General features: G+C 62.5%; 11 protein-coding genes. 5 read left to right on the forward strand and 6 right to left on the reverse strand.

Annotated elements, in window-relative coordinates; genetic code table 11:
- Nucleotides 1–31: 31 nt before the first annotated feature.
- The 5 genes from REH59_RS08565 to dsbD all read right to left on the reverse strand — a co-directional run bounded on the left by REH59_RS08565 (nucleotide 32) and on the right by dsbD (nucleotide 5,609).
- Nucleotides 32–733: an ATP-binding cassette domain-containing protein gene (locus REH59_RS08565; protein WP_014859401.1), complete on the reverse strand. Its 702-nt coding sequence runs from the start codon at nucleotides 731–733 to the stop codon at nucleotides 32–34.
- Nucleotides 733–1,470: a hypothetical protein gene (locus REH59_RS08570; RefSeq protein ID WP_014755853.1), complete on the reverse strand. Its 738-nt coding sequence runs from the start codon at nucleotides 1,468–1,470 to the stop codon at nucleotides 733–735. Before REH59_RS08570 ends, REH59_RS08565 begins: the two co-directional genes overlap by 1 nt.
- Before the next feature lie 827 nt (nucleotides 1,471–2,297).
- The gene (dsbG, locus tag REH59_RS08575; protein ID WP_014861740.1) at nucleotides 2,298–3,056 is read right to left on the reverse strand and encodes a thiol:disulfide interchange protein DsbG; all 759 of its coding nucleotides are present in this window, start codon (nucleotides 3,054–3,056) and stop codon (nucleotides 2,298–2,300) included.
- A gap of 1 nt (nucleotide 3,057) precedes the next feature.
- Complete coding sequence (locus REH59_RS08580; RefSeq protein ID WP_012051703.1) at nucleotides 3,058–3,894, reverse strand: TlpA disulfide reductase family protein; 837 nt, start codon at nucleotides 3,892–3,894, stop codon at nucleotides 3,058–3,060.
- Nucleotides 3,894–5,609: a protein-disulfide reductase DsbD gene (dsbD, locus tag REH59_RS08585; protein WP_014861739.1), complete on the reverse strand. Its 1,716-nt coding sequence runs from the start codon at nucleotides 5,607–5,609 to the stop codon at nucleotides 3,894–3,896. Before dsbD ends, REH59_RS08580 begins: the two co-directional genes overlap by 1 nt.
- Before the next feature lie 769 nt (nucleotides 5,610–6,378).
- Between dsbD and REH59_RS08590 the strand changes: the two genes are divergently transcribed.
- The 5 genes from REH59_RS08590 to REH59_RS08610 are packed head-to-tail and all read left to right on the forward strand — an operon-like array spanning nucleotide 6,379 to nucleotide 12,491.
- Nucleotides 6,379–9,210, forward strand: a complete 2,832-nt coding sequence (locus REH59_RS08590; RefSeq protein WP_014859280.1) for a xanthine dehydrogenase family protein molybdopterin-binding subunit — start codon at nucleotides 6,379–6,381, stop codon at nucleotides 9,208–9,210.
- Nucleotides 9,203–9,739 (forward strand): (2Fe-2S)-binding protein, encoded by a 537-nt coding sequence (locus REH59_RS08595; RefSeq protein WP_003254265.1) that lies wholly within the window; start codon nucleotides 9,203–9,205, stop codon nucleotides 9,737–9,739. Before REH59_RS08590 ends, REH59_RS08595 begins: the two co-directional genes overlap by 8 nt.
- A 2-nt stretch (nucleotides 9,740–9,741) precedes the next feature.
- Nucleotides 9,742–10,953, forward strand: coding sequence for a cytochrome c (locus tag REH59_RS08600; RefSeq protein ID WP_014859279.1), 1,212 nt, complete (start codon nucleotides 9,742–9,744; stop codon nucleotides 10,951–10,953).
- A gap of 3 nt (nucleotides 10,954–10,956) precedes the next feature.
- The gene (locus tag REH59_RS08605) at nucleotides 10,957–11,928 is read left to right on the forward strand and encodes an XdhC family protein (protein ID WP_014859278.1); all 972 of its coding nucleotides are present in this window, start codon (nucleotides 10,957–10,959) and stop codon (nucleotides 11,926–11,928) included.
- The gene (locus REH59_RS08610; RefSeq protein ID WP_014859277.1) at nucleotides 11,925–12,491 is read left to right on the forward strand and encodes a nucleotidyltransferase family protein; all 567 of its coding nucleotides are present in this window, start codon (nucleotides 11,925–11,927) and stop codon (nucleotides 12,489–12,491) included. The genes REH59_RS08605 and REH59_RS08610 overlap by 4 nt, the downstream gene beginning before the upstream one ends.
- A 64-nt stretch (nucleotides 12,492–12,555) precedes the next feature.
- Here the strand turns inward: REH59_RS08610 and REH59_RS08615 are convergent, their stop codons facing one another.
- Complete coding sequence (locus REH59_RS08615) at nucleotides 12,556–12,654, reverse strand: T6SS immunity protein Tdi1 domain-containing protein (RefSeq protein ID WP_128573562.1); 99 nt, start codon at nucleotides 12,652–12,654, stop codon at nucleotides 12,556–12,558.
- Between the last annotated feature and the right edge of the window lie 33 nt (nucleotides 12,655–12,687).

Here is a 12,687-nt window from a genome sequence, read left to right on the forward strand (position 1 = left end):
GCTTGGCGCCCCCTCTCGATGGCCACGGTACTTAGACCGAAGCATTGATAAAGGCTTCATCCAGCGATTTGGCACGGTGGCGTTCCATGAACTGTCCACCACTGTCAAATGCTTCCAGTCGTTTGTTTGCGAGCATATAAAAGCGCTGGCAGTTTTTCGTGATTTCCTCTGTGTAATGAGAAGATATCAGCACGCTCGCACCTTCCGCGCACGCGCTTTTTATACCGAGCCATATATAATGTCGAAATTCAGGGTCTACGCCAGCCGTTGGCTCGTCAAGAATGATCAAGTCACTGTTTAAAAGCAGCAAGGTCAGCGTGAAGTAGCTGCGAATTTCACCGTAGCTGCAATTGGCGGCCTTTTTCTTGGCGATTTCCGCATATCGCTTGGACAGTGATGGGGACCATTTGGCTAGTTTCGAGAGAATCTCTGTGTGATCTGGGGAAGCGTTGGGGGTTAGGCTGGTGATAAGCTTGCCCGCTTCGTTCATACGCAGTAATGGGGGCGGTGTAAGGATTTGGGTCAAATAGGCCTGACGCCTGGATAAATTGGAAATGGCACCTTTTGCCGGTTTTTTTATTTTGCAGATGAGGTCGAAAAGGGTTGTCTTTCCGGCCCCGTTGTTGCCCAGAATGCCGACCAGTCCCCCCGCTTTTATAGTGAGTTCAATGTCGTTCAGCAGCGGGTTTCCGCTGTATCCGAAGTGAAGGTTGTTTATAGTTAAAATGTCCATCAGTATCGGCTCCATATGGGTTGGATTCTGAAATACCTTCCGGTCAGGTATGTCGAGGCTGCAGAGGCCGAAAGTGCAATCAGGAAACTGTTGAGAAGGGGCATTTCGCCATGGAAGATCTGCGCGCTTAGAAAGAGCGGGTTGATCAGCGTTAGCGTATGCGAAGCATCGTGCCCCAGCGTGGCACCGGTGTATCCGGAGACCAGCATGAGAAATGACATGAGTGAGAAAAGTGTGCTGGCTGTGCTGAATTTTATCGGCAGCGCAGCGATCCCCAGGCCGATACAGGTGAACATGAGGTAGCTGGTGTAAAAGCATGCCATCAGATAGAGGTATTCAGGAAGTGAGTAGTGACCTCGTAAGGGTTTGGTCAAGAGGTAGAATAGTGTGGCGTAAAGCGAGCTCAATAAAAAATAACTGAGTGTGTGGGCAGTCAGGAATAGCTTGATTGCGCTGTGTTGGTAGATGAAGGACCGCGTGAAGCCACTTTCCCTCCTGCCGATGAGGTAGAAACTGAATCCAAAGAACGCGAGGGTGGCAGAGATGTATGAGTAGAACCAGGCGGCTGAAGCGGTATAGGTCGAGGCTGCATACGTTGGCTGGGTGATGACGAAGAGTATGCAAGGGGCCAGCGCTGACCAAAGAAGCGATGTGGGCTCCCTCAAGTGCTCAGTGGTCAAGATTTTTGTGATTGTCGTGATTTTTTTTGCGCTACGGATACAGTGGTTTGGATTCATGAGTAGACCATTTTGGTGTCATGGTTGCGTGTTATTTGATTTCGCAGTGAGTGTCGAAGCCAATGCCATGAGGCTAATGCCATATTGATTTTTCATGAGTGTCTCCTGGTTTTTGGCGTGGTCTGAAATGTATGGGTATGGAGGTTTAGGCGTTCGGCTGTTTCAAGTCAATCTTTCGGTGGGGATGGCGTGGTTGGACGTGATATTGGAGTGTTCGGTTTAAAGCTATTTTTGTGGGAAAATTCTTCAGAAGGGTCTTACTTAAACCTGATAATGTTTTTTGGGGCTTATTTTTTCTTCTAATTGTGTAAGAAGTTTCTGTTTTTGATGCTCGAACGCTCTGTTGTGAGCGCCCGAGTGTTCTTTGTTGTGCGTGTGTGTGGGATTTGAGTAAGGGAAGCAAGCAGACGATGTTTAACGACAGGGGGTGCCGAATAATTGTTGCTAGATTTGTTGAGTGGCAGATTGAAATCTGCGCGGGGTAGATTTGCCGGGCCGGGAGATTTACTGCTTGCGAAAGAACGGCCTGCGTCCAATCACCAATGTGTCTCCACCCCCGATCAGCGTAGGAGCGGGTTTACCCGCGAATACAGTGGCGGCGGCAACGGTGAACGGCTGGTGGAAATTGGCCAGCAGGTCCGGCCCTTTCGCGGGTAAACCCGCTCCTACGCCCGACCGCGCAGGCCTTGCGATCACGAGCCTGGCGCAAAACCCAGCCGTTAGCGCGAGCCCCGTAGGAGCGGGTTCACCCGCGAACACCGGCGTAGCCGGTGCCATGCCCCGCGTCACCTGCTTCGCGGCGCTCGATCTGTGCCCCACCACATGCACTAGCGCTTGCCCAGAATCTTCCCAAGCATCTCCGGCCGTGGTGCCCCTTGCTGGCTTTGCAGGTTGCCTTGCTCATCCTGGTAGAAAATGGCCGGGGTCGCCTGCAACCCCATCTCTTCCATCAACGCCATGTTCGCCGCCAGCTTCTGTTGCACAGCCTCTGGCACCTGTTCCAGCGCCTTCAGGGTACTGGCCTTGCCGGCCTTTTCATGCTGTTGCAGTGCCTTGACCGGGTCTTTCGCTGCCAGCAGTGCCGCCGATTTGCCCGGGCTGTCTTCGCGGATGATGCCGACCATGATATGGCGTAACTGCACCTTGCCCGACTCCACCCATGGCCGCGCCTGTTCCCAGAACATGTTGCAGTAGGGGCAGTTCGGGTCGCTGAACAGGTACACCTTGCGCGGCGCGTCGGCCTTGCCATCGGCGATCCACGCGGTCTTTTCCATTTTCGCCCAGATTTCCTTGCTCATCGGCGCGTATACCAGCTTTTGCAGCGGCTCGGCGCTCAGGTCCTTGCCCTGCTCGTCGAACAGGCTGCCGACCAGCACGTGCTTGCCGTCGGGGGTCAGGTACAGGGCCAGGGCGTTGTTCTGGTACTCGGCGGCATAACCGCGCAGGCCGTTGGGCGCATCGAAGCTGCCCTTGATCACGGCCCCTTTGGCTTGCAGTTGCTGAACCGCCTTGGGCAGTTCTTCGGCCTGCAGGGCAGGGGCGGCCAGCAGGGCCAGGGACAGGGGCAGCAGTGCAGTCAATCGCATGTCAGTTTCCTTGTGCGGCAGGGGCGGGCGCAATGGCCCGGTCGAAAGGTTCCAGGGCGTGGCGCAGGCTGGCCCGGGACAGCTCGCCCAGGTGGCTGCCAACCAGCCGCCCGTTGGCGTCGTAGAACAGGGTGGTGGGCAAGGCCATGGAACCGACGCGCTGGGCCAGCAGGCCGGTGCCGTCGAACAGCACGTGGGTCAGGCTCAGGCCGGTGGTGGCGAGGAAGGTGCTGACGTTTTCCGGGGTCTCGCCCTGGTTGACGAACAGGAAGGTCACGTGCGGGTAATCGCTTTGTGCCTGTTGCAGCACTGGCATCTCACGCCGACACGGCGGGCACCAGGTGGCCCAGATGTTGATGACCAGCGGCTTGCCGCGGTAGCTGTGCAATGCCACGGCCTGGCCGCCGGCGCTGCGCAGGCTCAGTTCGGGCAGCTCGGTGCCTTTGCTGTACAGGTGGCCGCCGAGGCTGGCCAGGCCCCAGAACAGCGCGCCGCTGAACAGAGCCCAGCCTAGCGGGCGGCGCAGGCCGGGGTGGCGCCAGCCCTGCCACAGGGCTCCGAGCACGATGCCGGCAAGGCCCGACCAGAACAGGAAGCCGCCGTCACGGATGTCGATGATTTGCAGCGGGTCGTCCTGATACATCGGCCAGTAGGCCAGCACGAAGCCGGCGCGGGCACACAGCAGGCCGATCAGGAACAGGTTGAACAGCGCCGATTCCGGGCTCTCGCCGCCACGTCGGGCGACCCACCAGCCGACCACGCTGGCGATCACCAGGGCGGTGAGCATCAGCAGATGGTTGAGGGCCATGGTCAGTGGCCCGAGTGTTACGGTCAGCATCAGCCTTGGCTCCTGGTCTGGCCCCAGTGTTGCTGGAACGCTGCTGCGTCCACCTCACCGGTGATGCGCCGCGCGCGGCGTTCTTCACCTTCCGGGCCGATCCAGATGATGCTGGGCGGGCCGGGTACCTGGTAGCGCTGCAGCAGGGCTTTGCTGGCCGGGCTGTCGGCGGTCACGTCCAGGCGCAGCAGGTGCACGCCGGCCAGGCCGGTCTGCACGTCGCTGCGGGCGAACACCTGTTTTTCCATGACTTTGCACGACACGCACCAGTCGGCATAGTAGTCGAGCATCACCCACTGGCCGCGGGCTTTGGCCGCATCCAGCTCACGTTGCAGGTCTTCGGGGCGGCTGACGGTGACGAAGCGGTCTTCGGCGTGTTGGCTTGGGGCTGTCGCGGCGACGCCACCGGCGAACGGGCTTAGTGGCTGCCAGAGGTCGTCGCCGCCTGCTGCCGCACCGACCAGCAACAGGCCGCCCCACAGCGCGCCGAGCAACGGCACTGCACGCAATGCCGGCAGCCGCTGCAGGGCCGGCCAGGCAGCCCAGGCCAGGGCGATCAGCCAGGCGCCGCTCAGTGCCAGCAGCAAGGTCGCAGGCAGCAGGCTGCGCACGGTGTACAGCGCCATGGCCAGGAACACGAAACCGAACACACCCTTGACCCGGTTCATCCACGCACCCGGGCGCGGCAGATAACGGTTGCCCAGGGTTACCAGCAACAGCAGCGGCACGCCCATGCCCAGGCCGAGGCTGAACAGCACCAGCGCGCCTTGCAGCACGTCGCCGCTCTGCGCGATGTACAGCAGCGCACCGGCCAACGGCGCAGTCATGCACGGGCCGAGCAACAGGCCGGACAACGCCCCGAGCAATGCCGCGCCATACAGGTTGCCGCCACGGGTACCTTGCCCGGCGCGGTCCAGGCGGTCGCGCAGGGCGGCAGGCAGTTGCAGTTCGAAGGCGCCGAACATCGGCAGTGCCAGCAGCACGAACAGCCCCGCCAGGCTGCCCAGCAGCCAGGGTTGCTGCAGCCAGGCTTGTAGGCTGGCACCCAGCAGGGCAGCAACCACCCCGAGCCCGGCGTACACCAGGGCCATGCTCAGCACATAGACCCCGGCCAGCAGCCAGCCGCGCCGGGCACTGGCGCCATTACCCAGCACCAGCCCGGCAAGGATCGGCAGCATCGGCAGCGAGCAGGGGGTGAAGGCCAGCAGCAGGCCAAGGCCGAAGAACGCCAGCAGGCTCCAGGCCAGGTGGCCTTGCTGAAGGCCGCTGGCCAGGGCCTGGTCGCTGGCTTGCTCGGCAGCGGGCGTTACGCTGCCACCCAAGTCGATCGAGGTGGTCTGCGGCGGGTAGCACAGGCCGGCGTCGGCGCAGCCCTGCCAGCCCAGGCGCAACTGACCCTGGGCGTTGGCAGGCAATAGCAGTTCAAGCTGGTCGCGGTATACCGCGCTGTCGCCGAAGAACTCGTCGTGATGGTTGAGTGCCGGTGGCAGTTGCGGGTGTTGCTCGGTGGGCAGGCCATCGAACTTCAGGCGCTTCTGGTACAGGTAGTAGCCCGGCTTGATCTGGAAGTACAGGCGCATCTGGCCGTCGGCCTGGCGGTCGTGGGTGAGCACGAAGGCTTGGTCAACCGGCAGGAAGTCTGGTTTCACATCGAACGGGTTGGCTTGCAACGGGCCGGCCAGTAGGAGTGTGAGGAAGAGCAGGAGAACGCGCATGTCTTCGCCTTGGCAGATCTGGGAATGGGGCCATGCTGGCTGGGGTTGATTAAATGAAGGTTAACGCGGGTGTTGGGGGTGGGGGTGGGGTTGGGGGGGTGGATCAGGAGTAGTAAGAGTTTGTTCTGGATTTACAGGGTCTTCGTTGTTGGATTTTCGAGGGGGCGGCGTTGGAATTTCGAGGTGTTTGCCGGGAGATTTTCAGCGCCTGTGAGATCGAGCGCCGCCCGCGCGGCGCTTCGCGGGTAAACCCGCTCCTACGTTTGTTTCGGGCCAGTCCCTCCTGCACCAGTCGCGCGCGACCGCCTTGTTTGTACGACGCGATATCGAGACATGCGCCAAGGCGGTCGCGCGCAAATCTCACAGGAATAATTGGCCCGAAACAAACGTAGGAGCGGGTTTACCCGCGAAGCGCCGCGCGGGCGGCGCTCGATCTCACAGGCGCTGAAACTCTCCCGGCGAACACCTACCGGGCGCTGAAACTCTCCCGGCGAACACCTACCGGGCGCTGAAACTCTCGCGGCGAACACCTACCAGGCGCTGAAACTCTCGCGGCGAACACCTACCAGGCGCTGAAACTCTCCCGCCAAACACCTACCCGCCAAAGCGCGAATTCCGCCTCTTGCCCTATACACACCGCGACACATTGTCGGCTTGACTTTGCCTATATCCACCCAATTGCTGTAAAATTGACGCCAAGGTCAGCTTTTATCAAGCCAGGCCAAGAATCAAAAGAAAGGGCAGGCCCCAACTGCCCAGAGGATCAAGCATGTCCAACCGTGATATTTCCCGGCGCGCCTTCCTGCAAGGCGGCCTGATCGCTGGTGTCGGCGTGACCATGGCGCCACTTGGCAGCCAGGCCTTCGCCGCGTTGATGGAGGAGCGCGTTACCACTTCGCCGCAGAAGTGGATGAACCACGACGGCAAGGCGCGTTTCCGTAACGATGCCTTGTCCAAGGTCTGCGGCGACAAAGTGTTCGCCCGCGACATCCGCGCCAAGGACATGCCCGGGTGGCCCGCGCAGCAGGGCCATGCGCTGCTGCTCAAGGCCACCACGGTTGATCGTATCTATGCCGGGCATGACCTCAGCCTGCTCGGCACCGACCTGCAGCCGGACCGCATCGTCACCGCCGCCGACCTCGAACAGGACGGCATTGCCTGGCCCGAGGCCCATTCGCCCGACCCGCTGCTGCCGCCCGGCAAGGTGCCGATGTTCATCGGCCACCCGGTGGCGATCCTGATCTGGCACGACTTCGAGCGCTTCCGCCAGGCCAAGCGCAAGCTGCAGTTCAATCAGCAGGCGATCCGTTACGGTGCCCAGGCGCCGCTGTACCAGCGCGACCCTTATGGCAGCTTCCGCTTCGTGCGGGTGGGCGGCGCCACGCCGTTCGACGACGATGAGTTCTCCAGCCTGAAGAACGCCATGCTGTTCCCCACCATTCTCAACCGCAAGCCGGTGTGGTCGAAGCAGCCCAACCAGCACGGCGACCTGACCGAGCAGGGGTTGTTCTACGCCAAGCGTATGGCCGAGCAGCTGGACAACCCGCCCGAGGACTGGCTGGTGTTCGACGAGCGCTACAAGACGCCGTCCATCGAACCTGCCGCGCTGGAGCCGGACAACGGTAACGGCTGGTATGACCCGGCCACGGGCACGCTGCACTTCGTGGTCGCCACCCAGTGCCCGTTCGAAGTGGCGCAGGAATGCGTGCACATGATCAAGCCGTCGCGCTTTGCCCTGAACACGCTGAACATGCACCCGGGCTATACCGTGGGCTATGGCTCAAAAGACAACAACATCTTCGTCTTCTATGCCGCGGTGGCTGCGCTTTACGGCGCCGGCGTGCCGATCCGCCTGGCCAACGACCGTTACGAGCAGTTCCAGAGCGGTATCAAGCGCCATGCCTTCGATATCCGCTACCAGCTGGCGGTGGACAAGAAGGACAACAGCTTCAAGATCTTCCGCGCCGACATGAGCTGCGACGGCGGCGGGCGCATCAACTACAGCCCGTCGGTGGCAGCCGTGGGCGCCACGGCAGCGCAGTCGATCTACTACATGCCACAGAACGACCTGTCGGTGACCGCCTACTATTCCCGTGGCGTCGAGGCCGGCTCCATGCGCGGTTACGGCACCCTGCAGAGCATGGCGGCCACCGAGATGATGGTGGATGAGATCGCCGGCCGCCTGGGCGTCGATGCCATCGACCTGCGCCGCGCCAACGCGCTGAAGTCGGGCATGAAGAACACCCAGGGTGCGGTCCCGGCCGGCGCCCTGCGCCTGTACGAGATCCTCGACAAGGCCGCTGTGCACGAGTGGTGGCGCAACCGCGATGCGCGCAAGCAACAGATGGACGCCAAGGACCCGGACCACTGGTACGGCGTCGGCTTCGCCATCTGCCAGAAGGACTTCGGCACAGGTTCCGAGGCGCCGATGGCCAGTGTCGAGTTCAGCGCCGATGGCCGCATCAGCCTGCGCCATATCGGCACCGAGCTGGGCACCGGCATGTCCACCTCCCAGGCTTTGGTGGTCAGCGATTTCCTCGGCCGTTCGGCCGACGAGGTGAAGACTGCAGTCACCGAATGGCCAGAGCTGCAATTGAGCACCAGCGGAAACCCGTACCTGATCAGCCAGCCGGAGCAGGACGCCGCGCTGCGCAACCCGCGCTGGGTCGGCAAGCTGGCGTCGCCATCGTCGGCGACCAACTCGGCGTTCTACTTCAGCCATGCCACCCGCGAAGCGGCGCGTGTGCTGTTCAATCATGGGTTGTGGCCGGCGGCCATGGCGATCTGGAGCCAAGGCCCGCACGGCGGCCAGGCCAACCCGCTGGTGGTGCGCCGTGAAAATGCGGTGTGGGTCAACGGTGAGCTGACCGGCAACGGCCTGGCGCCGATTCCGTTTGCCCAGCTGGCGCAGAAGGCCCACGACATGGGGCTGGTTACCGGCGTGAGCGTGCACGGCTTCAACCGCTGGAGCTGGGCCGAGGCCGACTTTGTCATCGATGGCGTGCGCGAGCGCTTCCCGCTCGATGCCATGGCGGTGAAGTACGGCGATGGTGCGGTGAATGCCAAGAAGGCGCAGATGGGCAGCCATGGCTATCACCTGCTCGACCGGCAGAATGCGGCCTACCCCGACACCCAGCTGAACAACGCCATGGTCACCTACTACAGCCCGGTGGCGACCATCGTCGAGGTCAAGGTCAACAAAGGCACCTTGGAGACGCAGGTGCTCAACCACCACAGTTGGGTCGAGTGTGGCCGGGTGCTGGTGCCGGAACTGGTCAAGGGCCAGCTCGAAGGCGGTATCGCCATGGGCATTGGCCATGCACTGACCGAAGAAATGCCGTTGTACGAGGGTGGGCCCGGGGAGGGCGACTGGAACTTCAACCGCTACCGCCTGCCGCATGCGCGCGATGTGGCGGTGTGGCAGCAGACCAGCGAAATCCTCCCGCCGCTGTCACCGACCGACCCCTCCAAGGGCATCGCCGAAGTGGTGATGATCCCGGTCGTCGGTGCCATCGGCAATGCCGTCGCGCATGCCATCGGCAAGCGCGTGCGCGATCTCCCCATCACCCCAGCCCGTATCAAGGAGGCCCTCAATGGCTAACCGTCCACTGCAACTGACGCTCAACGGTCAACCGGTCGGGCCGGTCGAGGTCCCCGCGGACCTGGCGATGATCGACTACCTGCACGAACACCAGAACCTCACCGGCTCGCGCCTGGGTTGCGGCCAGGGCATCTGCCACGCCTGCGTGGTGATCGTCGACAACCCCGACGGCACCAGCGAAGAAGTGCGCACCTGCATCACCGGTGCGCATTACTTCGAAGGCAAGAAGGTTCGCACCATCGAAGGCCATGCCAAGAAAGACGAGGCCGGCAACCTGACGCTCAACCCGATCCAGCAGAAGTTCGTCGACCTGTTCGCCTTCCAGTGCAGCTACTGCGCACCAGGCTTCGTCAACGCCGCTACCGTGCTGGTGGAAACGGCCCAGCGCCAGCCGCTGAAGAAGAGCGAAGTGGAAGACCGCATCGAGGCCAGCCTCGGTCACCACATCTGCCGCTGCACAGGCTATGTGCGTTACTACGATGCCACCCGCAAGGTGCTCAACGATCTCGGCCTGGTCAAGGAGGGTTGAACATGGGCTTCGTACGTAGCGCCTCGGCGTTGGCCCTCGGGCTGGCTGTCAGTTCGTTTGCCTTGGCGGCCGACGATGCGCAGGTCAAGCGCGGTGAATACCTGGCCCGCGCGGCCGACTGCATGGCCTGCCACACCGCCGAAGGCGGCGCGCCGTATGCGGGCGGCCTGCCGATCCATTCGCCGTTCGGCACCATTTATGGCAGCAATATCACCCCGGACAAACAGTATGGCATCGGCAACTACAGCGCCGACGAGTTCTTCGCCGCAGTCACCGAGGGCAAGCGCAAGGACGGCGCCAACCTTTATCCTGCGATGCCTTACACCTCGTACCACCTGATCAAGCGTGAAGATTCGGACGCGATCCTCGCCTACCTGATGACCATACCGCCGATCAACCGCCCGGCACCGCAGACCGCGCTGCGCTTCCCGTTCAATGTGCGCATGGGGCTCAGCGGCTGGAACATGCTGTATGGCAAGAGCGTGCAACTGCAGCCGACCGAGGGCAAAAGCCCGGCCTGGCAGCGCGGCCAGTACATGGTCGAGGTCATGGGCCATTGTGGCGAATGCCATACCCCGCGCAACCCGATCGGTGCGCTGCAGCAGGACCAACGCCTGAGCGGCGGCCTGCTGGGTGGCTACCTGGCGCCAAGCCTGCTGGCCCAGGACCTGGCGGAGCGCGGCTGGACCCAGCCGGACCTGACCACCTTCCTCAAGCACGGCATCAGCGCCCAAGGCAGCATGTTCAACGAGATGTTCCCGGTGGTGCACCACAGCACCCAGCACCTTGAAGATGCAGACCTTGCGGCAATGGCCACCTACCTGCTGGGCGACCAGCCGCCGCCGGCCAAGGCTATCGATGCCGTTGCCCTGGAGCGGATGAGCGACAGTGCCAAGCGGGGCCACCAGCAGTACCTGAACGTCTGCGCCGGCTGCCATGGGGTGGACGGCGAGGGCAAGCCGCACATCGCCGTAGCCATGCGCGGCAACACCGTGCTGCGTCAGGCCGACTCGCGCAATCTGGTCAAGGTGGTCCTCGAGGGCATCCGTGAACAGCAGTTCACCGGCTTCGAGCGCATGCAGCCGATGCCGGGCTTTGCCGACAAGCTTGATGACCAACAGGTGATAGATATGGTCAACTACTTGCGCCAGGCCTGGGGTGGATTGCCCGGCGACCTGAACCTACAGCAGCTCGCCGAGCTGAAGGCGGAGTAAAGCGTGCAGCATCTCGATCTCCAGGTGGTCCGTCAGGCTTTGCAGTGGTCCTGCAACGGCCAGCGGGTATGGTTGTGCACGGTGCTCGCCACCTACGGCTCGGCGCCGCGTGCGCCGGGTTCGCTGCTGGCGGTGAACGCCAGCGGCCAGTGGCTGGGCTCGCTGTCCGGTGGCTGTGTCGAAGACGACTTTCTCGAACGCGTGGCCCTCGGGGAATTCCCGGAGCCGGTTGCCATCGTGCGTTATGGCGACGGCAGCGACCCGCGTTCGCGCGTTCGCCTGCCGTGTGGCGGTGTGCTGGAAGTGCTGGTGGAGAACCTGCCGGTTGAATGCGAGGTGCAGGCGCATCTGCGTGAGTTGGAACGTGCGCTGCTGGGCCAGCGCCGGGTACTGCGTGAGGTGAGCCTGCCAACGGGTACCCGCCAGCTGCTCGATGACCATAGTCAGGGGCCACGGGTCGAACGGGAAAATGCCCGGGTGCGCTTGCGTGTCGGCGCCGCCCAACGGCTGCTGCTGGCCGGCTATTCCAGCGTGGCGCATTTTTGCGCCGAATTCGGCAGGGGGCTGGGTTTTGAGGTCATCCTTTGCGAGCCGCGTGACGAAGTACTCGACGGCGTAGTGCTGAATGGCATAGAGGTGCGCCGCGAGCTGCCGTCGGAATTCATCGCCAATGGCGGTTGCCATGCCGATACGGCAGTGGTTGCATTGACCCATGATCCAAAAATCGATGACCTGGCCATGCTTGAAGCCGTGCGGACCGAAGCGTTCTACATCGGCGTGATGGGCTCCAAGGCCACCTCCGACAAGCGTCGCGAACGCTTGCAGCGAATTGGTGGCCTGGGTTGCGACGAGCTGGCGCGCATCCATGCGCCGATTGGCCTGAACCTGGGCAGCAAGACCCCGGCCGAGATCGCCCTGGCGGTACTGGCCGATATCCTTCGTGCGCGCAATGGCATCGAGCGGGCGACGCTGTGAGCGTGGTTGCGTTGGTATTGGCGGCAGGCAGCAGTGTGCGTTTCGGCGCTGACAAGCGCCGTTCGCTGCTGGCTGACGGTCGAAGCTTGCTGGTACACAGCGTAGAGAGCGCCTGCGCAGTGTTCGATGATGTGCGGGTGGTGTTGCGTGAAGGGGAGCGAGGCGTGGACCTGGGGTTGCCTGCGCGGTGCAGGGTGGTCTCCAGTCCGGATTTCACATTGGGCATGGGCCATAGCCTGGCGGCCGGTGCCGCTTCGCTGGCTGACAGCGAGGCGCAGGCAGTAGCGATTCTGTTGGGTGATATGCCCTGGGTGGCGTCCGCGACCCTGGATTTGCTTGCGCGCGAGGCCAGTGGGTCAACGATAATCCTGCCTTGTCATGCTGGACGACAGGGCCATCCGGTGTTGTTCGGGCGCGATTTCTGGCCGGCGCTTGCCCGGTTGAAGGGTGATGAAGGGGCGCGTTCGGTGCTGAAGGCCCATGCGGACCGTTGCGTCCGGCTGGATGTCGAGGATGCCGGTGTGCTGCGGGATGTCGATTCGCCCGATGCGCTGCGCCAGTGAGCGTTGTAAGCGCGTGCTAATCATCTTCCTTTTCATCGAGTTCGTAGGGTCCCAGTTCGCCCGTCTACGCTAGCAGAATCAGATGCACGTCGACCTTCAGCCGCTGAAGATTGGCCAGGCTGGCAGACACGCCCAGCATCAGCGCCGGGACGAAGCCGTGCATCTCATCCGCCGCTTTTCACGGCCAATACTGTGT

The organism is Pseudomonas sp. BO3-4 (genome assembly GCF_034044115.1).
In the GTDB taxonomy this organism is placed as follows: Bacteria; Pseudomonadota; Gammaproteobacteria; order Pseudomonadales; family Pseudomonadaceae; genus Aquipseudomonas; species Aquipseudomonas alloputida.

Bases quoted from the DNA above. Each gene is read 5' to 3' on its own strand.
- REH59_RS08615 (WP_128573562.1), bottom strand. From the start codon at position 12,654: ATGCACGGCTTCGTCCCGGCGCTGATGCTGGGCGTGTCTGCCAGCCTG.
- REH59_RS08590 (WP_014859280.1), top strand. From the start codon at position 6,379: ATGTCCAACCGTGATATTTCCCGGCGCGCCTTCCTGCAAGGCGGCCTG.
- REH59_RS08600 (WP_014859279.1), top strand. From the start codon at position 9,742: ATGGGCTTCGTACGTAGCGCCTCGGCGTTGGCCCTCGGGCTGGCTGTC.
- REH59_RS08580 (WP_012051703.1), bottom strand. From the start codon at position 3,894: ATGCTGACCGTAACACTCGGGCCACTGACCATGGCCCTCAACCATCTG.
- REH59_RS08570 (WP_014755853.1), bottom strand. From the start codon at position 1,470: ATGAATCCAAACCACTGTATCCGTAGCGCAAAAAAAATCACGACAATC.
- dsbD (WP_014861739.1), bottom strand. From the start codon at position 5,609: ATGCGCGTTCTCCTGCTCTTCCTCACACTCCTACTGGCCGGCCCGTTG.
- REH59_RS08595 (WP_003254265.1), top strand. From the start codon at position 9,203: ATGGCTAACCGTCCACTGCAACTGACGCTCAACGGTCAACCGGTCGGG.
- dsbG (WP_014861740.1), bottom strand. From the start codon at position 3,056: ATGCGATTGACTGCACTGCTGCCCCTGTCCCTGGCCCTGCTGGCCGCC.
- REH59_RS08565 (WP_014859401.1), bottom strand. From the start codon at position 733: ATGGACATTTTAACTATAAACAACCTTCACTTCGGATACAGCGGAAAC.